The following is a 20409-nucleotide window of genomic DNA, read 5'->3' on the forward strand; positions in this document are numbered from 1 at the left end:
TGAGCCGGATGACCTTCGACGCGGCCACCATCGCCTACGTCCAGAAACGCCAAGCCGAAGGACGCACAAAAAAGGAGATCCGCCGGTGCGTGAAACGCTACCTCGCCCGACGGATCTACCGAACACTCAACGACGCAAACCCAGGCCCCTGCCACGCTTGACAACCATAGAAGGATCCCCGCGTTGTCCTAGAGTTTGGCGATGATTCCGGCCAGCAGTTTCGAGATCCGCGGTCCGGCGGCATGGCCGGACTCGATGACTTCCTGATGGCTGAGCGGCATGGGGCTGATGCCGGCCGCCAGATTGGTCACCAGCGAAATGCCGAACACCTCCATGCCTGCGTGCCGGCCCGCGATAGCCTCCAGGGCGGTGGACATGCCCACCAGGTCAGCGCCGATCCGCTTGGCGTACTGGACTTCAGCCGGGGTTTCGTAATGCGGTCCGCTGAACTGGGCGTAGACGCCCTCGTCCAGTGAAGCGTCGACTTCCCGGGCCAGGGCACGGATGCGTGAGCTGTAGAGATCTGTCAGGTCAACAAAGGTTGCGCCTTCCAGCGGGGACGTGGCGGTGAGGTTGATGTGATCTTTGATGAGGACCGGCGTCCCCGGTGCCCAGCTCTCGTTCAGGCCACCGCAGCCGTTGGTGAGGACAAGGGTCCTGCACCCGGCGGCCGCCGCGGTCCTGATGCCGTGCACCACGGCGCGGACCCCTTTGCCTTCGTAGTAATGCGTCCGTGCGCCCAGAACCAGGGCGCGTTTGCCCTCCTTGGTCAGGACCGAGCGGATGGTGCCGACGTGTCCTTCCACAGCCGGTGCATGGAAGCCCGGGACTTCATCGGCGGCCAGGGTGGCGGTGGTGTCACCGATAAGGTCCGCTGCTTCGGCCCAGCCCGAGCCCAGGACCAGGGCGACGTCGTGGGCCGCCACGCCGGTCGCCTCGGCGATGTAGTCAGCCGCAGAGCGCGCGGCGAGGAAAGGGTCAGTGTCGGGGAGGTCTGTATTACTCACTGGTACAAGCTATCTTGCCGCCGCCGCTGTGCCCAGCCTCAGGTGGTGGTCCCGGTGCGGATGGGAGAGAATGGTTGATTGTGACTACGCATCCTGATTTCAGCTCACCCCGGATCGCAATCCTGGGAGGTGGCCCCGGCGGATACGAAGCCGCCATGGTGGCAGCCTCCCTGGGAGCGCAGGTCACCATCATCGAACGCGCCGGCCTCGGCGGCTCCGCGGTGCTCACCGACGTCGTACCTTCCAAAACCCTGATTGCGACGGCGGATCTGATGACCCGCGTCGGCGAGGCGGGGGAGCTGGGAGTGAAGTTCGACGTCGACGGCGGCGATTTCGTGCCGGTGATGCGCGCAGACCTGAAGCACATCAACGACAGGCTGCTGGGCCTGGCCCGCCAGCAGTCACGGGACATCTCCACCGGGCTGGAGCAGCACAACGTCCGCATCGTGATCGGTTCCGGCCGGCTGGTGGACACGCACACCATCGAAGTGATTACCGCGGACGGTACGGAAACGGTCGAAGCAGACACGATCCTGCTGGCCGTAGGCGCCCATCCGCGCGAACTCCCCACTGCCCGCCCGGACGGCGAACGCATCCTGAACTGGGCCCAGATCTACGATCTGGACGAACTCCCTGAGGAACTCATTGTGGTGGGCTCCGGTGTCACCGGCGCAGAATTCGCCTCCGCCTACAACGGCCTGGGCTCCAAGGTCACGCTGATCTCCAGCCGTGACAGGGTGCTGCCCGGCTCGGACACCGACGCCGCCGAGGTGCTGGAAGAAGTCTTCGAACGCCGCGGCGTCCGGGTTCTGTCCCGCGCCCGCGCGGAAACGGTCGAAAGGACGGACGACGGCGTGGTGGTCACGCTCGGCGACGGGTCCAAGGTCACCGGCAGCCACTGCCTGGTCTGCGTGGGCTCCATCCCCAACACCGCCGGCATCGGCCTGGAAGAGGCAGGGGTGGCGCTGACCGAGGCCGGCCACATCAAGGTCGACGGGGTTTCGCGCACCACCGCGCCGAACATCTACGCCGCCGGCGACTGCACCGGTGTGCTGGCGCTCGCGTCCGTGTCCGCAATGCAGGGCAGGATCGCCATTGCGCATTTCCTGGGCGACAGCGTCATGCCCATCAAGCTGCACCAGGTGGCCTCCAACATCTTCACCTCCCCGGAGATCGCCTCGGTGGGTGTATCCGAGGATGAAATCCACTCCGGCAAGTACCAGGGCGACGTGATCAAGCTGTCGCTCAAGAGCAACGCCCGCGCCAAGATGCGCAACCACAAGGACGGCTTCGTCAAGATCTTTGCACGCAAAGGCTCAGGCACCGTGATCGGCGGGGTGGTTGTGGGGCCGAACGCGTCAGAACTGATCTTCGCCATTTCGATCGCCGTGAAGCAGAAACTCCATGTTGACGACGTCGCCAGCACCTTCACCGTGTACCCGTCGCTCAGCGGCTCCATCTCAGAAGCTGCCCGGCGCCTGCACGTCCACATGTAGCACCGAAGGGCCGCATCGGCCCACTGCTACACTCTGCTCATGATCGGGCTTCCCTTCGCGGGAGATGGGCTGGTGCATGGCGGCCTTGTAGGGCTGGGAATCTTCGCAGCCCTGTTGTTTTATGCCTACGAGAAACGCCGCCGTGGCCTCACCGATCCCCGGCTTTGGCCCATTGCCGGGTTCGCAGTCGCCTTCGGTGCCATTGGTTCACGGTTGCTCACCTGGGACGTTTCCCGGCAGGTCTCGCTCGCGGACTGGTGGGGGAACGGGGACCGCAGCATCCTCGCGGGGCTGGTCGGCGCATGGTTCGGCGTCCATCTGGGTAAGCGGCTCACTGGTTACCGTCAGCCGACGGGCGATCTGCTGGCACCCGCCGTCGCCCTGGCGCTGGTCATCGGGCGGATCGGTTGCCTCCTGACGGAATTGCCGGGCACCCCGACCGGCGGAGCGTGGGGGATCGAACTCACCCCGGCGCAAGCCGCATTGCTCGGCGCACAGCCCGGAGTGGGCCTCCATCCGTCCTTTGCCTATGAGATCGTGTTCCACCTTGCGGCATTCGCCGTGATGTGGCGCTTTCGTGACCGGCTGCCCCATCCCGGCGATCTCTTCATCTGTTACGTGAGCTCCTACGCCCTGTTCCGGTTCGGAGTCGAGTTCGTCCGGGGCAATGAGGTGATCCTGCTGGGGATGAGCCGCCCCCAGTGGTTCCTTCTGGTGATTCTCCCCTTGCTGCTCTGGCGGATGCAGCGGGTATTCGGGAAACCTCTCCGCCCGCAGTTGGAAGGAACAGCGGCATGAGCGAGGACAAGCCCGACACCCCCTGGGAGCCCTTCAAACAGCCCCGGCAGGGTGAGCCGCCGACTGAACCCAGGGGCGGCTCCATGGCCGCCGGAATCCTCTTCGGCGCGCTGGCCCTCTACATTTTCTACGTGGGGGGAACAATGCTCGCCGGGGGGCCGTATGGATGGTCCCGCGGCATTCTGGGCGGGTTAGCCACATTCCTTCCGATCGTCGTCTATGTGGTGCTGGCCACCGTGCTTGCCGTCAGGCCCCCCACTTCCCGACTGGGTGCAGGCCTGCTGATTGGCCTGGGTATTTTCGCTCTGCTCGGCGGGGGACTTTGTGTAGGGTCCCTCGCCCAGCCCGGATTCTGAGAAGGGCCCGCTCCCATGACACGTACAGAGCAACCCGGCCCCGGCCAGCCGCTCCGCGGGGACCGGATCCACCGCTACGTCACAGCCTTCTGTCCCCGCTGCCACGAAGGGAACCCCCCGCTCGCGCAGGTTCGGCGGCTCTCCGGTGCGCTGCTGATCCGTGATGACCGGGTATGGCTCGAGCGCGGCTGCCCCGACCACGGCCTCGTCAGCACACTGTACGACGAGTCGCCCGAAATCCTGCGTTACCTGGAGAGGTGGCAGGCGCCCACCAAGCAGCACATCCCGGACCAGGCGGACAACTTCCGCCAGGTGCCGGAGGCTTACGCATACGGGCTGCCCGCCATGCAGACGCAGCACACGTGCATCCTCCTGCAGGACATCATCGAGCACTGCAACCTGCGCTGCCCCACGTGCTTCACGGCCTCCGGCCCCCAGCTGCAGGGGGTGGCCCCCCTGACCGAGGTTCTCGCAAACATCGACACCCGGCTTGCGCGCGAAAACGGCCGGCTGGACGTGCTGATGCTTTCCGGCGGTGAGCCGACACTTTACCCGCACCTCGCCGAACTACTGGATGAGCTCGTTGCCCGCCCGATCGTCCGGATCATGGTGAACACCAACGGCATGCTCCTGGCGACCGACGACGGGCTGCTGGCACTGCTGGCCAAGCACCGGGACCGGGTGGAGGTGTACCTCCAATACGACGGCGCGTCGAAGGAGGCATCCATCCATCACCGCGGCGGAGACCTCACCCGCTTCAAGGATGCGGCGATCTCGCGCCTGTCGGAGGCGGGTGTTTTCACCACCCTGACGATGACGGCGACACTGGGCGTCAACGACGGTGAGGTGGGCGCCGTCGTGATGAGGGCCTTGGAAACCCCGTTCGTGGGTGGTGTCGCGCTTCAACCGGTGTTCGGTTCCGGCCGGGGACACGGCATCGACCCCTTGGCCAGGCTCACGCACACCGGCGTCCTCGAACGGCTCGCGGAGCAGACCGGCGGGGTGGTCTCGTGGCACGACCTGACAGCACTCCCGTGCTCGCATCCGCACTGCGCTTCCGTGGGCTACATGCTGAAGGACGACTCGGGGGTCTGGCGTTCGCTGACCGCCCTCATCGGGCATGATCAGCTGCTGGCCTGGCTGGATCTCAATCCTGACAGCATCGCCAACCGCATCGCAGACAGCGCGATCCCGCTCGAACTGCGCAACCTCATGAAGTCCTCCCTGCTGGACCTGCTGAGCGAGCAGTCCTCGCTGTCCCACCCGCGCACCATGGATCTCTGGAAGAACATCTGCACCCAGTGCGACCTTGGGATCGGCACACTCACCACACTGGCGGCCGGCAAGCTCCCGGGCCAGCAACAACGGCTGCGCAGGCTCCTTGCTGAACGGGTCACCCGGATCATGGTCAAGCCATTCATGGACATTTCAACCATGATCGAGGAACGGCTCACGCAGTGCTGCGTCCACGTGGGGACAAAGAGCGACGACGGCGGGCACCAGTGCGCTCCGTTCTGCGCCGTCCAGGCATGGCCTGCCCTGGCCAGGCAACGGATGAGCACGGCCACGGGCACCCGGCTTCTCCCCGTCCGCCAGGTATGAGCCAGCCAGGTATGAGCCAGCCACAACGAGGAGGACTGATGAGTTCCGCTTCTGATGCCCGCCGTATCGCCGCAGGGCCATTGCCGTCGCAGCTGGTGCGCTCCAGGCACGCGGCCCGGCACGGGCACGTTCACGGGCACGGGCCGGACCCGGCAACGGATCCGCAGTCCGCACCGCCCTTCGACCCGCTGCGCCTTTGTATCTTCGCAACAGTCGCCCTGCTGGGCTGGATAGCCGGTCCGGTGGCACTCGCCGTGTTTGCTGCCATCGGGTTCGTTGGTTACTGGAAGGCGCGCCGGAGGGGCCTCACGAAGTCGAAATGCTACCTCCGCGACACGAGGCTGGTGCTGGCCTATCTGGGAATCCTGCTCGCGGCGGGGATGTGGGGGATCTACACCGTGGCAGCGCGCTGGGTGGGGTGATCCAACCGGCGGTGTCCGTCGAACCGGCCGCCGGGCCTTTCGACCTGCCGGTCATCAGCAGCTTTCCGGTAGCGTGGCGGCATGAGTACAGCACTGGAGCGGCCGCGCAACGGAAAAATCATCGGCGGCGTGTGCGCCGCGCTCTCCGCCCGCTTCGGGATTCCGAAGTTCCTGGTCAGGCTGGGATTTGTGATCTTCGGAGTGGTGGGGATCGGTGAGCTGGTCTACATCGCCCTATGGATCATGATTCCCAAAGCCCCGGCCTAGCGTCCGGCGGGCACCCCCGCTGTGACCAGCGCTGCTCCGGCAGCACCAGGACGGGGACGTTCGGCCCTACTTCAGCTGCCCCCTGCGCGCACACAGTGGAACATGGCCAACATCTACATCCCCTATGGCAGCGTTGAAGGGCAGACAGCCCGGATCGTGGAGTACATCGCCGACCTGGTCCGCGCCCACGGACACGAGGCGGAAACGGTGGACCTCAAGCACTCCGCCGCCGGCAGCATCCCCAGCGGCCAGGACGGGGTGATTGTCGCGGCCTCGATCCACATGGGCAAACACGAGGGCTTTGTGGCTGACTTTGTCCGGCAGAACCGCGCCGAGCTGGAGCGGCTCCCGTCCGCACTGATCTCGGTCAGCCTCGCCGCCCACGGCGACGAACAGAATGCTGAGGGCTACGTTGAGGAGTTCCAGGAACAGACCGGCTGGCACCCCGCGCATGTCGGAATCTTCGCCGGGGCCCTGCTTTACACCCAGTACAACTTCCTCAAACGCCAGATGATGAAGAAAATCGTGCGGGACAAGGGGTCCACGGACCTGGACACGTCCCGCGATTATGTCTACACCGAGTGGGACGGCGTGAAGCGCTTCACGGAGGATTTCCTGGCGGGAGTGCCTGCCGCATCAGGTCAGGAGCGGGCGTAGGCCGGAACCACATCCCCTGGCCCGAACGGTGTGAACCAGCGCTCGAAGCCAAGGCTGACGACGTCGTCATCCGGTCCGTCAGAATCATCTGAGTACAGCGCCAGGCTTTCCGCATCCTCCAACAGGACTTCCTCCACCAGTGCCCGCCAGTCTTCGGGCAGGTCCACTTCATAGATGTCCTCGGTAATTTCCGCCTGATCGAGCAGGCACCGGACCGCCAGCTCTGCTGCGATGCAGCCGGGGGCGGTCCAGCCGCGTCCCAGGGATGCTGCCACGTCCGAGGTGACCACAATGAACTTTTGGGTGAACTGCGCGTCATAGCTGGATGCAAACCGCGGCGGCAGCGAGGACAGCACCGAGGACCCGGCTATGTCGGACGGGGTGACGGCGTCCAGGCCGCTGAGGGTGCCGAGGTCGCGGAAGAGCTGGTCGAGAAGAACGCCGGACGAGTTCCACAGCAGTCCCGCCAGCAGGAGCGTCCGGCTCACAGCTTTTTGCCGGGCTTCTGGCGGAACGGCCGCCATTTCAGCCAGGTCTTCCGGATCGAACTGAAGCCGCTGCTCCGGAGTCATATCATCCGGGTGGGGATCAAGGCCCAGCAGCTCCAGGCTCAGCCCGGTCAGCTTCCCGGCGTCAGCCAGCAGTTCATCGGTGATGTCGTCGTCGTCGGCGCTCATGGCCCCGATGCCACCTGTCCGACGCTCCGGGCCCGATTCGCGTTACGCCGGCCCTGGCCGCCTGCTCCGGCCGTCCGCTCAGGCCGAAGCTGCCCGGAACTACACGGTTGCCGGGTGTGGCCGCGCAATCCGGACAGACGCGAGATAGATGATCCCGGCGATGAGGGGGACCACGCTCGCTGCTGCGAGTGAGAGGACCGGCCCGGATCGTCCGACGATCGTGATCAGGAGGGGGAGCACGCCCAGGGCGATGAGCAACCAGCCTGCCAGGGCGGTCCGCTTCAGTCCGAGTACGGCTGCGGGGAACGCCAGGGCGATGACACTGACAGCTACGACTGGTCCGAGCCCCCTGGTGAAACTCCGCACGTACTCCGGATCAACGGCGAACCATACGCATGCGGCCACCAAAGCAGACGTCAGTGAGATGAGCAGGGGAGCGGCAAAGGCCGGCCAAAACCAGGCAGCGGCCGCGAGGGCGAGCATGGGCACCACCCAGGCGAGGGTGACTGTGAGCCCGGCATTTCCCCCTGGATCCTCCATCGCGTAGCCCCCGATGAAGATTCCGCCGAACCCGGTGAACACCACCATGATGGCGACGCCGATCCGTGTCAGTGCCTCGGCACGACGTAGTGGATCCTTCTGCCGTACCAAAACAACAGCCATCGCGACCGCGACCACAACGATCGCGCCCAGGGCCAGGACGATGCCGACGATCATGAGTGCCTCCCATGGATGACAGGTTTCAGCATCTCATCCTGGCGGCCGGGCACAAGGGCAGGAAGACCCGGCAGGCAGGAAGGCCCGGCAGGCAGGAAGGCCAGCGGCTACTGGGCAACCCGGTACTTTTGCCTCTGTGCCCCAACCCCGGGGCGGCGCCAGACTGATGCCACAGACCGGGTGGGCTTCGTTCGCGCGGACAGGAAACACGCGGACAGGAAAAAGGAGTCCCATGCCCAGTCGCCAGTCCCCTCCGGTTCGGCCGGCTGTCACGCTCATGGCCATGCTCGTCCTGCTCCTCACCTCGTGCGCTGCGCCCGCGGGCCAAGGCGGACCGGCGCCGTCCGGTGCCTCCATCGGCACCACCAGCCCGGCCTGTGACCTCATTACCCCGGAGATCGCGGCCAAGACCGTACCCGGGGTCATACCTGTAGGCCAGAACACGCCTGACAGGCCGATGGGCAGCAAGGCGTACTCGTGCGGCTACATGAGCAAGTCCGATCAAGGCATGACGGACCTGTCGGTGGCCCTCACATCCCCTGCTTCGGACGCCGACATCGCCAAGGCGAAGTCGACGTCGGACTGCTCACCTGTCACGGGCATCGGCGACTTTGCCTGCCTGCAATGGACCGGCTACTTCCGGGGTGAGACAAGCGGCGCGTCCGCCAACACCGTGCTGACTGCGGTCCGGGGCAACGAGACCCTCGAGTTGATCTACCTGGCTTCACCACCCTCGGCGGGCGCCGGGATCCCGGACGGCGACGCGATGGCCCGCGCGCTTGCCCAGGCGGCGGTGGACGCCGGCTGGGGCACTGGCACGGCATTGAATATCCCCGCTGCCCCGACCGTGGGTGCACCGACAACAACGAACAATCCGGTCTGCGCCCTGTTTACTCCCGAGAAGGTGCGCCAGGCGTTCGGGGCGAAGGCTCCACCCCAGGTCCTCCCGCGCGAGGTCAGTTGCCGTTACACGTTCGGTGAGCTGGGCACACCGGGTCCGGATTCCATGATCTTCTCGATTGAACTCTTGAAGGGCGCAGCGTCAGCGCTGCCGGGCCCTGGGGTGCGGGGTGAGGCAGTGGATGGCATCGGGGACAGTGCGTCCTTCTCCATGACAACTGAACCCGCCGGACCGAAATCCCTCCGTCCGGCCGGCGACGTGCCAATCACCATCCTGTCCATTTCTGCTGTCAGGGGCCAGAACATCGCAACCTTCGTGGCTCAGGTCCTGATCTCCCCGGCCGGGCCCACAGCCGCGCAGACGAAGGATCAGCTCATCGCACTGCTGCGCGGCGTCGAGTTCTGACGCTCAACGGATGGGGGCCTGCCGGCGTCAGGACGGCTCAGGCGACCGCCCCCTGGAAGTGTTTTTCGATGAGCCCTCTGATGTCATCATGGCAGCCGCCGCACCCGGTCCCGGCGCGGGTGGCGCCCGAGACTTCGGCCACCGTCCCGCAACCGTCGGTCACCGCAGCGGCAATCTTCGTTCCGCTGACCCCCGCGCACCGGCACACTGTCCGTTCCGGGTCCACGGCCCCGGCCGAAACGGGCTGGTCCGGGCCATCCAGGCGCAGCAGCAGGGACCGGTCCGCCGGCAGCTCGGCGCTGCGTTCGAACAGTCCCACCAGCTCGGCGGCGGTTCGGGGCATGCCTACCGCCACCAGGCCTTCGAGCACCCCGCCCCGGGTGGTCATCTTGACGTAGCGGCCGTGTTCGGGATCAGCCCACTGTGCGATCTGGAGGCGGGGGCGGCCGTCCACAGCTCCGGCGGTCAGGGCTTCCTCATCCCAGGGTTCGGCAGCGTTGTCGCCGGCCACGGCCATGTTCAGGCCCCGGGCCTTGAGGACAATGACTCCGGCCTGTTCCTGCGGCAGCACGGCCAGGGCATCCGCGTTCTCCTGGGTGCCGGCAGCAAGCAGGGTGAGGTACTCGGCCAGCCATTCCGCCTGCCGCCAGCCGGGGCCTACCAGGCCGGACGGTCCCTTGGCGGAGCGGCACTCGGCGCAGGCGGGGTCCGGGCAGCGGACTTCCGCGCAGTCGCCGATGGCGAAGATGTGCGGCTCGTGGTGGGCACGGAGCCGGTGGTCCACGAGTATCCCGGTCCCGGTCGAGAGGCCGCAGCCTTCGGCGAGTTCGGTCCGCGGGCGGACGCCGCAGGAGAGGACCAGGAGGTCACCGTCGATCGCCGAACCGTCATCGAGCAGCAGGGCCGAGAATCCGCCGTCGGGGGCGTTGTGTTCCACACCGGTGGACCGGGCGTTCCCGGCCATCCGGACGCCGCACCGGCGCAGCCCGGCGGCAAGGACTGCTCCGCCGCCGCGGTCGATGTTGCGCCCCAGCGGGTGGGGGCCGTTGTGCACCACCGTGACAGTGGCGCCTTCCTCGGCCGCCGCCAAGGCTGTTTCCAGGCCGAGGACACCGCCGCCGAGCACCACCACGCGCTTGCCGCCGTCCACTGCCTGCCGGAGTACGGCGGCGTCGGCGAGGTCCCGCAGAGCCGTGACGCCGGCCGGGAGCACGGGGGAGGCGGGGTCCGGGTTGATGCCTGTGAGGTTGGGAATGACGGGCCGGGACCCGGTGGCAAAGACCAGCCGCTCATAGTGGGCGGAGCTGCCGTCCGTGAGGAGGACCTGCTGCCGGGCCCGGTCCACGCGGCGCACCCGCACCCCAAGCCGGACATCGACGCCTTCGGCTGCCAGTGCCGCCGCATCGGAAAGGGCCAATGCTTCCGCGGAGGTGCGTCCCACGCCGAGATCGGCCACGAGGACGCGGTTGTAGGCAGCCTCGGTCTCCTCGCCAACCACGGTCAGCTGTACGTGGCCATCGCGGACCGCGGGCAACAGCTCGTCGATCAGGCGGGCGGCCACCGGGCCGAAACCGACAATGACAACTTGCTCGCTCATGAGGCCTCCGTCAGGTGGGGAACGTTGTTCTGGAGCTGGGGCTGGAGCCTGGGCGATGCGGCCGCCCGGACCCACACCTTGTTGAACTTGAATTCGGGCATCCCGGAGATCGGGTCCGTAGCGGCTTCCGTCAGGCGGTTGGCGCTTTCAAGCTCCGCAAAATGGAAGGGCAGGAAGACTGTTTCCGGGCGGATGGCGGTGCTCAGCTCTGCGCGGCACACCACCTCCCCGCGTTCATTGGCCACCGAGACAAACGAACCCTCGGTGATGCCCATGCCGGCCGCGGCCGCCGGATGGATCTGCATTTTCGCCTCGGGCTGGGACGCGAGCAGTTCGGACACCCGCCGGGTCTGCGCGCCGGACTGGTAGTGCTCCAGCAGGCGCCCGGTGATGAGGGTCATGGTTTTGGCGGCGGGGTCAGGATTTGCGGCAGGCGTACGACGGCGGCGCGGCGTCACCGGGGTCATGACGGCTTTGCCGCCAGGGTGCGCGAACGCGTCCAGGAAGAGCCGCGGCGTCCCGGTACTGCCGGCGGGGTAGGGCCAGTAGGCTGCCTCTCCGCGGTCCAGCATGGCGTAATCGATGCCGGAGTAATCAGCATGTCCGCCGGCGGAAGCGAGACGCAGCTCCTCGAAGACCGTTTCCGGATCCTCGCTGTAGGTGGACGGCGCCTCGAGGGCTTCCGCCAGCCGCGCCATGATCCACAGCTCGCTGCGTGCACCGGCGGGCGGCTGCAGCGCACGGCGGCGGCGCAGGACCCGTCCTTCCAGGTTGGTCAGCGTGCCTTCCTCTTCGGCCCACTGGAGGACCGGCAGGATGAGATCGGCTTCGGCTGCAGTCTCGGACATAAAGAAGTCGCAGACCACCAGGAAGTCCAGGCTGCGCAGGCCCGCGATGACAGCGTTGGCATCGGGGGAGGCCACCGCGATATTGGAGGCGTGCACAAAAAGGCACCGGACGCCGTCGGGCTGTCCGAGAGACCTGAGCAGCTGGACGGCGGGGAGGCCGGGACCGGGGATGGTTTCCTCCGGGACGCCCCAGACACCGGCCATGTGGGCGCGGGCGGCGGGGTCGGTGATTTTGCGGTAGCCGGGCAGCTGATCGGCCTTCTGGCCGTGTTCGCGCCCGCCCTGGCCGTTGCCCTGGCCGGTGAGGGTGCCGTAGCCGCTGCGGAGTGAACCGGGCAGGCCCAGCAGCAGGCTCAGGTTGATGGCGGCTGTGGCTGTGTCGGTACCGTCCACGTGCTGCTCCACGCCGCGGCCGGTCAGGATGTAGCTGCCGCCCTTGCGTGCGCCGTCGGCCAGCCTGCGCGCGGTTTCCCGGATCAGTTCGGCCGGAACACCGGTGAGCGACTGGACGCGTTCGGGCCAGAAGGAGTTCACACTGCGGGCCACGGCGTCGTAGCCGGCTGTCCGCTCTGCAATGAAGGCCTGATCGGTGAGGCCCTCGTGGATTACCACGTGGGAGATGCCCAGCAGGAGCGTGAGGTCGGTGCCCGGCAGGGGCTGGAGGTGGAGGCCGCCGCCGTCGGACGTAAAGGCGGCTGTTGCGGAACGGCGGGGATCAACCACGATCAGGCCGCCGGCGTCGCGGGCGCCCTTGAGGTGCTGGACAAATGGGGGCATGGTTTCGGCGACGTTGGAGCCGAGCATCAAGATGGTGCCCGCGTTGTCCAGGTCCGCCAGCGGGAACGGGAGGCCGCGGTCCAGGCCGAATGCCCGCATCCCGGCGGCCGCGGCGGAGGACATGCAGAAACGGCCGTTGTAGTCGATCCGGGACGTGCCCAGGGCCAGGCGGGCGAACTTGCCCAGCATGTAGGCCTTTTCGTTGGTGAGGCCGCCGCCGCCGAAAACGCCGACGGCGTCCTTCCCGTAGCGGGACTGCGTGTCCCTGACGGCCGTGGTGACCACGGCCAGGGCCTGGTCCCAGCCGATGGGGCGGTGCACGCCGTCGGCTCCCTTCAGGAGCGGTTCGGTGACACGCCCGGGGTGGTTCAGCAGCGTGGCTGAGGTCCAGCCTTTCCGGCAGAGTCCGCCGCGGTTGGTGGGGAAGTCCCGGCCGCTGACCTCCAGGAGGGGAGCCGCCGGGGAGGCAAAGCCACCGGCCAGGGCAGCTGTTTCAGCTGTTTCAGCCGGCACGGGGACTGACCCCGGCTCGGAAGCCGGGGCCAGTCCCTTGGGAGACTTGAGCGTCATGGCGCACTGCAGGGCGCAGTAAGGGCAGTGCGTGTCGGCGCTTTTGGTCATGTTAGACGTGTCCCATCGCGTTTCGGTTGGCGTTGCGGATGTAGCAGAACCAGCAGACCGCCAGCATGAGGACGTAGGCCCCGACGAAACCGTAGAAGGCCGGTGTGTAGGACCCGCTGGCCGTGTTGGAGGCGTTCAGTACCTGCGGGATGACGAATCCGCCGTAGGCGCCGATGGCTGAGATGAGGCCCAGGGCCGAGGAGGCCAGCCGCTGGGTTGCCACGGTGCTGGCACCGGCCTTCGCTGCCCTGCTGGACGTAGCGAAGATGATGGGGATCATCCGGTAGGTTGCGCCGTTGCCGAAGCCGCTGGCGGTGAAAAGCATCAGGAAGAGGACCAGGAACAGCCAGAAGTTCTTCAGCGGCAGGGTCCAGATCATGGTGAGGGTGATGACGGCCATGGAGGCAAAGGCGGCCACGGTCATGCGGGCGCCGCCCATGCGGTCAGCCATGCGTCCGCCGTAGGGGCGGGCCAGTGAGCCGACCAGTGGACCAAGGAAGGCGAGGGACAGGGCCACCGTGCCGACCCCGATGGAGGAGAAGGCGGGGAAGTAGTCCTTGATGAGCTTGGGGAACACGCCGGCGAAGCCGATGAAGGAGCCGAAGGTGCCGATGTAGAGCAGTGCCATGATCCACAGGTGCGGTTCCTTGAGGGCTGCGACCGAGCCGGCCACGTCACCCTTGGCGCTGGTGAGGTTGTCCATGTACTTCCAGGCGCCGAACGCGGCGATCAGGATGAACGGGACCCACATCCAGCCGGCCAACGGCAGGTTGACGCTGCCCACGGCGAGCAGGGTGATCGCAATCGGGACGGCGAGCTGTGCGACGGCGGCACCCATGTTGCCGCCGGCGGCGTTCAGGCCCAGGGCCCAGCCCTTTTCGCGGGCCGGGTAGAAGAAGGTGATGTTGGCCATCGAGCTGGCGAAGTTGCCGCCGCCGAAGCCTGCAAGGGCTGCCACCAGGAGCATGACGCCGAACGGGGTTTCGGGGTTGGAGACGCAGAGTCCCAGGCCGATGGCGGGAATCAGGAGGAGGAGTGCGGACACGATGGTCCAGTTCCGGCCGCCGAAGCGGGGAACCATAAAGGTGTACGGGATGCGGAGCGTGGCGCCTACCAGGCTGGGCATCGAGATCAGCCAGAAGATTTCCGACGTGGTGAAGGTGAAGCCGGCCGCGGGGAGCTGGACCACCACGATGGACCAGAGCTGCCAGACCACGAAGCCGAGGAATTCGGCGAAGATGGACCAGTTCAGGTTGCGGCGGGCAATGGTGCGGCCGCCGGATTCCCACTGCTCTTTGTTCTCGGCGTTCCAGTTGGCGATCCAGCGGCCCGGGCGGAATTCCAGGGCGGGGGCGTCGGTTGTACGGGTGGAGCCGGGCTGTGCGCTGGCGGATGGGGACACGCCTTCGTGCAACGGGTCGGTGTCTATATCTACGGAATTGCCGGTGCCGGCATCTGCGCTGCGGTCAACAGTCACGGTGTACCTCCTCTTGGGGGATGTTGTTCTTCCAAGGTAGAGAAGGTGCGTTTCGCGGACAGTCGCGGTTTGTTAACGGGCTGTGACATTTGCCTATCGGCAGCAAAAAAGCGGCGTGAGGCGATGTGAGACCATCAAGTGAGACAAATCACCCAGGTCCAGATGGTGGACTATTTGTCCATTGACTGGACGCCGGGAACTAATATTGAACTCTAACTACTGCACGCCGGGGTCTCACGTTGCCCGGCCGGTCCTCAGGAAGTGTTTCTATGTCATCCATCAAAACCACCGCGGAGCCAGGATCCCCCAAGGCGGTGAACTCGCGCGGCCGCGTGATTGTCGCCAGCCTGATCGGCACCACCGTGGAGTTCTACGACTTCTACGTCTACGCCACCGCTGCTGTGCTGGTCTTCCCCTCGCTGTTCTTTCCCAACCAGAACGAGACCACCCAGCTGCTCAGCTCGTTCGCCGTGTTCGGTGTGGCATTCGTCGCCCGCCCGCTCGGATCAATCGTCTTTGGCCACTTCGGTGACAAGTTCGGCCGCAAGGGCACGCTGGTGGCCTCGCTGCTGACCATGGGTATTGCCACCTTCCTGATCGGCTGCCTGCCCACCGCACTGGTGCCGGGCTGGCAGTTCTGGGCCCCGGCAATGCTCGTGGTGATGCGGTTCGCCCAGGGCCTGGCCCTCGGCGGCGAATGGAGCGGTGCCGCCCTGCTCGCCACGGAGAACGCCCCCGCCAACAAGCGCGCAATCTATGGCACGTTCCCGCAGCTGGGCGCCCCCATTGGCTTCATCATCGCCAACGTGATCTTCCTGGTTGCCAGCTATGCCCTGACACCTGCCGACTTCCTTGCCTGGGGCTGGCGCGTGCCGTTCCTGCTTAGCGCCGTCATGGTGATCATCGGCCTGTACGTGCGCCTGAAGCTGATCGAAACCCCCGCCTTCACCAAGGTGCTCGAATCCAACGAAGTGGCCAAACTGCCGCTGGCCCGGGTCTTCAAGACCAGCTGGCGCCCGCTGATCCTGGGCACGTTCATCATGCTCGCCACCTACGTGCTCTTCTACCTGATGACCACGTTCACGCTGACCTACGGCACCCGGGCTTCCAGCCTGGACGCTGCCCGGGCCGCGGCCGAGAAGGCCGGCAAGCCGATGACCGAAGCCGCCGCGGCGGCGTTCGTCCCGGGGCTCGGCTTCACCCGCAACGACTTCCTCTGGATGCTGATTGCCGGCGTCGTGTTCTTCGGCATCTTCACCCTGGTCTCCGGACCGCTCGCCGAGAAGTTTGGCCGCCGCAAGATGCTGCTGGCCGTCACCGGAGGCATCTTCGTCTTCGGCCTGCTGTTCGTGCCGCTGTTCAGCGGCGGCTTTGTGGGCACCATGGCCCTGCTCATCATCGGCTTCTCGCTGATGGGACTCACGTTCGGTCCCATGGGTGCGCTGCTGCCGGAACTCTTCCCCACCAACGTGCGGTACACGGGCTCCGCCGTGAGCTACAACGTGTCCAGCATCCTGGGCGCTGCAGTGGCCCCGTTCATCGCCGTGGCGCTGTGGGAACTGGCTGACGGCAGCCCCGTGCTGGTAGGTGTCTACCTCACCGCCATGTCGGTGCTGACGCTCATCGCACTCTTTGTGAGCAAGGAAACCCGCGACCTGGATTACGAGAACAACGTAGCCTGACGCGCCGTCGTCGTATGCTCCACCCCGGTTGCTGACCTCAAAGCCCGGCCCGTTCCCTGATTTCCCGGGGAACGGGCCGGGCTTTGCTGTGTCCGGCCCCCACCAACCGGGCGGGAACGCACGACGTCGGGACTCCAGTCTGCCGGGCAGGCGTCAGCCGGCGTAGCGGGCCACGAAGTTGCGGAGGATCTTCATCGGCTCCGTGGCGGTGTACCGCCGCGCGTCAGCCATGAGCTCCTCGGCGGACTCCGGGGGGAAGTAGCCGGCATGACGGTAGATGTCGATCCTGGTGACCAGCCCTTCCGCGTCCAGTTCCGGGTGGAACTGTGTGGCGTACAGGTTTTGCTTGATGCGGAACATGTGGACGGGGCAGGCCCGGGAGGAAGCCAGCAGCACCGCGTGGGAGGGCAGCGTGGTGCAAGCCTCCTTGTGCCCGGTAAAGGCCGTGAAACGCCGCGGCATCCCGTGCAGGAGCGGATCCGAGAGGCCGTCCTCCGTCAGCTCGATCTCCACCCCGCCCAGCTGTTCGCCAAACGTCCGGTCGATCACGGCGCCCTGGTGCCTGCCCAGGGTCCCCACGCCGTAGCAGGCGCCGAGGAAGGGGAAGTCGAGGTCCACTATCCGGTCGAGCAGCCCGGCCAGTTCCCGCTCCACCCTGTGCTGGGTGTCGCTCTTCCGGTCCGGCGGGTCGCTGGAGGTGAAGGGGCTGCCGCCCACGATGACGCCCGAGTATTCGTCCAGGTCAAGCTCCGGAAGGGGAGCTGCCTCAAGCCGGATGCGGCGCAGCTGTTCCGGAGCCAGCTGCCCGTACCTCAGGTAGGCGGCGTACTCGTCCTCGGCGGCGGCATCTTCGGCCCGGGAGGCCAGGAGCAGGAAAGGCTTCACACGCTAAGTGTGCCCCGGGCCGGTTTCCCAATGCCAGCGCAGCGCAGATTAGCGTGCGGCGGCGCAGCGCGGACAGCTGAGCCACGGCGCGGACAGCTGAGCCGCGGCGCCCGCGCTCAGTTGCCGGCGGTGTGTGACAGTGAATGCCGGGACTGCGGCTGAGCGGCGGGGTCCGCATGCCGGTGGACCAGCTTCCAGAAGCCCTCTTCACGCCGGAAGATGCTCGTGACCCGGAGCGCGAATTCCTCAGGGGCCGGGGCGCCCTCAACCCGGGCCTTGAAATGCTCAGTCTCCACCAGGTACGCGGTGTTCAGGGCTTTGTATGAGGTGACGGTGTCGAAGCCGAGCATCTCGCCGTCGTGGAAATAGCGCGCAGCCTGGTCCAGCCGGGCCTCCACCTGCGCCCAGCCGCGCGCGATGCCGCCGAACGGGTTGGCAAGCGTGACGTCGTCGAGCCTGGAATACAGGTCCTTCACCGGCCCCGGGTTTCCGCGCGTGATCTCCGGGACGGCAAGGTGGTAACGGTCTACTTCTTCTTCAAAACTTGGTGCGAGCATGGTGTGCCTCCGGCAGGGTCTAGTCTTCGATCGTGGCGATGATGGCGCCGGCCGAAACCGTCTCACCGGCGCCGGCAACCAGGCCAACGATGATCCCGGAGCGGTGCGCGGTAAGGGGCTGTTCCATCTTCATCGCTTCGAGCACCACCACGAGGTCACCCTCGGCCACGGCATCGCCGTTGGAAACGGCCACCTTGACGATGGTGCCCTGCATCGGAGAGGTGAGGGCGTTGCCGGTTGCGGCCGCAGCCTGCCCGCCGGAACGGAGACGCTTCTTGGACTTGCCAGGCTTCCCGCCGGCGCCCGGGCCGGTCCCGATCGAGCCCAGCGACGCCGGCAGGACAACCTCCAGCCGTTTGCCGCCGACTTCAACCACCACGCGCTGCCGTCCGCCGGCGTCGTCAGCGGCCTCCGTGGTTCCGTCCGGCGTCCAGGCAGGCAGGTTATTGACGAATTCAGTTTCGATCCACCGGGTGTGGATGCTGAACGGCCCTTCCGCGGGCGCGAAGGCGGGGTTGCTGACAACGGCCAGGTCGAAGGGAATGACGGTGGGAATGCCTTCCACCACCATTTCCTCCAGGGCCCGGCGGGAACGCTGCAGCGCCTGGGCGCGGGTGGCTCCGGTGACGATCAGTTTGGAGAGCATCGAGTCGAAGTTGCCGCTGATGACATCGCCCTGCTCCACGCCGGAGTCAATCCGGATGCCGGGACCCGTGGGGTTCTTCAGGGTGGTGATGGTGCCGGGCGCAGGCATGAAGTTCCGGCCCGGGTCCTCACCGGTGATGCGGAACTCGATGGAGTGGCCGCGGACCTCGGGGTCCCCGTAGCCGAGCGCTTCGCCGCGGGCCAGCCGGAACTGCTCGCGGACCAGGTCAATGCCGGTGACCTCTTCGGAGACGCAGTGCTCCACCTGGAGGCGGGTGTTGACCTCGAGGAACGAAATGGTGCCGTCCTGGCCCACCAGGAATTCGCACGTCCCCGCGCCGAGGTAGCCGGCTTCCTTCAGGATCGCCTTGGAGGATTCGTAGAGGCGCCGGTTCTGCTCTTCAGTGAGGAACGGTGCCGGGGCTTCCTCCACCAGCTTCTGGTTGCGGCGCTGCAGGGAGCAGTCACGGGTGGAGACCACCACCACGTTGCCGTGGGCATCGGCGAGGCACTGGGTTTCGACGTGGCGTGGCGCGTCGAGGAACCGCTCGATGAAGCATTCGCCGCGGCCGAAAGCGGCAGTGGCTTCGCGCACGGCGGATTCGAACAGTTCGGGGATTTCCTCACGGGTGCGGGCCACCTTGATGCCACGGCCGCCGCCGCCAAAAGCGGCTTTGATGGCTACCGGCAGGCCGAACTTGTCCACGAAGTCGAGGATTTCCTCGGCGGATTCGACTGGGTCAGCCGTGCCCGGGACCTGGGGTGCGCCCACTTTTTCGGCGATGTGACGGGCCTGGACCTTGTCGCCAAGGGCGGAGATCGCGGCAGGTGAGGGGCCGATCCAGGTGATGCCGGCATCGATCACTTTCGATGCGAACTCGGCGTTTTCGGCCAGGAACCCGTACCCGGGGTGGATGGCGTCGGCGCCGGATTTCCGGGCGGCGTCGATGATCTTGTCCATTACCAGATAGGACTCGGCTGCGGTGTTTCCGCCCAGGGAGTAGGCCTCGTCGGCGAGCCGGGCATGCAGCGCATCGCGGTCAGGATCCGCGTAGACAGCCACGGAGGCAATGCCTTCGTCGCGGGCCGCCCGGATGATCCGGACTGCGATTTCACCACGGTTGGCTATCAGCACCTTGGTGAGGTTCGACTGCACGGGCTTTGCGGACTGCTCCAAATTTGCTGACAAGGCGTCTCCTTCTTTCCTTCAGGGAGCCTAGCGCGATTTTGTGGGTTCCGCCGATATTACTTGCTGATTCCGCGGGTAAACGGGCAGGGCTTTGTAGGGAACCTACAAAGCCCTGCCTAATTGCTTCCCTTTAGTGCGCCATCCACAGCTCGGTGATGCGCACGTTCGCCTGTCCGAGGAGGTTCCGGAGCGTGGAAATGGACAGTCCGACGACGGCGTGCGGGTCGCCGTCGACCTTCCGGATGAAGGCGCCGCCGAGGCCGTCGATGGTGAATGAACCGGCACAATTCAGCGGCTCGCCGGTGGCGATATACGCCTCGATTTCCTCCGGTTCCATCTCCATGAAGTGGACCTCCGCCGAGGCGACCGCCCCGAGGGTGGCACCGGACCCCGGAGCCGACCCGGCGTCGTCGGACGTTTCATCCTCAGCCTCACCGCCGGACGCGTAGCTCCCGGCGGCCGTGGCGCGGCAGTCCACCAGCCAGTGGCCGGTGTGGAGGACGCCGCTGCGCCCGCTCATCCGGAGCATCCGTTCACGGGCGACGGCGGCAGTGTACGGCTTGCCGTGCGACTCGCCGTCGAACTCGAAGACGGAGTCACAGCCGATGACCAGCGCTCCCTCGGCCTCCGGCAATGCGGCAACCGCCTCCGCTTTGGCCCGGGCAAGCAGCAGCGCGGTATCGTACGGGTCCGTGACGCCGTAGCGGGCCTGGACCGCGTCCTCGTCCACATCGGACACCAGCACCGTGTGCCGGATGCCCGCCTCGGCGAGGAGTTTGGTGCGGGCGGGGGACTGGGAGGCGAGGATCAGGCGGGTCACAGTTTC

At 66.6% G+C, this 20409-nt stretch carries 19 protein-coding genes and 1 pseudogene; 10 read left to right on the forward strand and 10 right to left on the reverse strand.

From position 1 onward, the window contains the following. A pseudogene (locus tag ACS5PJ_RS16145) lies at positions 1-161 on the forward strand (IS110 family transposase); the annotation flags it as partial. A 27-nt stretch (positions 162-188) separates the two neighbouring features. On the opposite strand, the gene ACS5PJ_RS16150 reads toward ACS5PJ_RS16145, so the two are convergent. Then, entirely contained in the window at positions 189-1007 is an 819-nt protein-coding gene (locus ACS5PJ_RS16150; RefSeq protein WP_439435886.1) for a purine-nucleoside phosphorylase, read from the reverse strand. Between the two features lie 80 nt (positions 1008-1087). On the opposite strand from ACS5PJ_RS16150, the gene ACS5PJ_RS16155 reads away from it, so the two are divergent. From ACS5PJ_RS16155 to ACS5PJ_RS16185, 7 genes are all read left to right on the forward strand, one after another. Then, a complete protein-coding gene (locus ACS5PJ_RS16155; protein ID WP_439435887.1) occupies positions 1088-2503 on the forward strand; it encodes an NAD(P)H-quinone dehydrogenase in 1416 nt (471 codons plus the stop codon). A gap of 39 nt (positions 2504-2542) precedes the next feature. Further along, complete coding sequence (locus ACS5PJ_RS16160; protein ID WP_439435888.1) at positions 2543-3301, forward strand: prolipoprotein diacylglyceryl transferase; 759 nt, start codon at positions 2543-2545, stop codon at positions 3299-3301. Next, positions 3298-3657, forward strand: a complete 360-nt coding sequence (locus tag ACS5PJ_RS16165) for a hypothetical protein (RefSeq protein WP_439435889.1) — start codon at positions 3298-3300, stop codon at positions 3655-3657. Before ACS5PJ_RS16160 ends, ACS5PJ_RS16165 begins: the two co-directional genes overlap by 4 nt. A 15-nt stretch (positions 3658-3672) precedes the next feature. Further along, positions 3673-5259, forward strand: a complete 1587-nt coding sequence (locus ACS5PJ_RS16170) for a radical SAM protein (protein WP_439435890.1) — start codon at positions 3673-3675, stop codon at positions 5257-5259. Between the two features lie 38 nt (positions 5260-5297). Beyond that, the gene (locus ACS5PJ_RS16175; protein ID WP_439435891.1) at positions 5298-5681 is read left to right on the forward strand and encodes a hypothetical protein; all 384 of its coding nucleotides are present in this window, start codon (positions 5298-5300) and stop codon (positions 5679-5681) included. Positions 5682-5762: 81 nt separating this feature from the next. Continuing rightward, positions 5763-5948: a PspC domain-containing protein gene (locus tag ACS5PJ_RS16180; RefSeq protein ID WP_439435892.1), complete on the forward strand. Its 186-nt coding sequence runs from the start codon at positions 5763-5765 to the stop codon at positions 5946-5948. A 102-nt stretch (positions 5949-6050) separates the two neighbouring features. Continuing rightward, the gene (locus ACS5PJ_RS16185; RefSeq protein WP_439435893.1) at positions 6051-6605 is read left to right on the forward strand and encodes a flavodoxin domain-containing protein; all 555 of its coding nucleotides are present in this window, start codon (positions 6051-6053) and stop codon (positions 6603-6605) included. On the opposite strand, the gene ACS5PJ_RS16190 is transcribed toward ACS5PJ_RS16185, so the two are convergent. Together ACS5PJ_RS16190 and ACS5PJ_RS16195 are read right to left on the reverse strand one after the other, a co-directional pair. Continuing rightward, entirely contained in the window at positions 6590-7282 is a 693-nt protein-coding gene (locus ACS5PJ_RS16190; RefSeq protein ID WP_439435894.1) for a hypothetical protein, read from the reverse strand. The genes ACS5PJ_RS16185 and ACS5PJ_RS16190 overlap by 16 nt on opposite strands. Positions 7283-7381: 99 nt before the next feature. Beyond that, positions 7382-7999, reverse strand: coding sequence for a hypothetical protein (locus tag ACS5PJ_RS16195; protein WP_439435895.1), 618 nt, complete (start codon positions 7997-7999; stop codon positions 7382-7384). A 232-nt stretch (positions 8000-8231) separates the two neighbouring features. On the opposite strand from ACS5PJ_RS16195, the gene ACS5PJ_RS16200 reads away from it, so the two are divergent. Next, the gene (locus ACS5PJ_RS16200; protein ID WP_439435896.1) at positions 8232-9305 is read left to right on the forward strand and encodes a hypothetical protein; all 1074 of its coding nucleotides are present in this window, start codon (positions 8232-8234) and stop codon (positions 9303-9305) included. 37 nt (positions 9306-9342) lie between these two features. Here the strand turns inward: ACS5PJ_RS16200 and ACS5PJ_RS16205 are convergent, their stop codons facing one another. The 3 genes from ACS5PJ_RS16205 to ACS5PJ_RS16215 are packed head-to-tail and all read right to left on the reverse strand — an operon-like array spanning position 9343 to position 14625. Then, on the reverse strand, positions 9343-10902 hold the full coding sequence (locus ACS5PJ_RS16205) for an FAD-dependent oxidoreductase (RefSeq protein WP_439435897.1): 1560 nt from the start codon (positions 10900-10902) through the stop codon (positions 9343-9345). Continuing rightward, positions 10899-13148 (reverse strand): molybdopterin oxidoreductase family protein, encoded by a 2250-nt coding sequence (locus tag ACS5PJ_RS16210; protein WP_439435898.1) that lies wholly within the window; start codon positions 13146-13148, stop codon positions 10899-10901. Before ACS5PJ_RS16210 ends, ACS5PJ_RS16205 begins: the two co-directional genes overlap by 4 nt. Position 13149: 1 nt before the next feature. Further along, the gene (locus ACS5PJ_RS16215) at positions 13150-14625 is read right to left on the reverse strand and encodes an MFS transporter (protein WP_439435899.1); all 1476 of its coding nucleotides are present in this window, start codon (positions 14623-14625) and stop codon (positions 13150-13152) included. A gap of 269 nt (positions 14626-14894) precedes the next feature. Here ACS5PJ_RS16215 and ACS5PJ_RS16220 point away from each other — a divergent pair, with 269 nt between their 5' ends. After that, the gene (locus tag ACS5PJ_RS16220) at positions 14895-16307 is read left to right on the forward strand and encodes an MFS transporter (RefSeq protein WP_439435900.1); all 1413 of its coding nucleotides are present in this window, start codon (positions 14895-14897) and stop codon (positions 16305-16307) included. A gap of 153 nt (positions 16308-16460) precedes the next feature. On the opposite strand, the gene ACS5PJ_RS16225 is transcribed toward ACS5PJ_RS16220, so the two are convergent. From ACS5PJ_RS16225 to ACS5PJ_RS16240, 4 genes are all read right to left on the reverse strand, one after another. Next, the gene (locus ACS5PJ_RS16225; protein WP_439435901.1) at positions 16461-17192 is read right to left on the reverse strand and encodes a glutamine amidotransferase; all 732 of its coding nucleotides are present in this window, start codon (positions 17190-17192) and stop codon (positions 16461-16463) included. A gap of 116 nt (positions 17193-17308) precedes the next feature. Next, entirely contained in the window at positions 17309-17749 is a 441-nt protein-coding gene (locus ACS5PJ_RS16230; RefSeq protein ID WP_439435902.1) for a YybH family protein, read from the reverse strand. 19 nt (positions 17750-17768) lie between these two features. Further along, the gene (locus tag ACS5PJ_RS16235; RefSeq protein ID WP_439435903.1) at positions 17769-19583 is read right to left on the reverse strand and encodes an acetyl/propionyl/methylcrotonyl-CoA carboxylase subunit alpha; all 1815 of its coding nucleotides are present in this window, start codon (positions 19581-19583) and stop codon (positions 17769-17771) included. A gap of 130 nt (positions 19584-19713) precedes the next feature. After that, positions 19714-20403 (reverse strand): Maf family protein, encoded by a 690-nt coding sequence (locus tag ACS5PJ_RS16240; RefSeq protein ID WP_439435904.1) that lies wholly within the window; start codon positions 20401-20403, stop codon positions 19714-19716. Between the last annotated feature and the right edge of the window lie 6 nt (positions 20404-20409).

The sequence above is a fragment of the Pseudarthrobacter cremeus genome (assembly GCF_051857465.1).
Classification (GTDB): Bacteria; Actinomycetota; Actinomycetes; order Actinomycetales; family Micrococcaceae; genus Arthrobacter.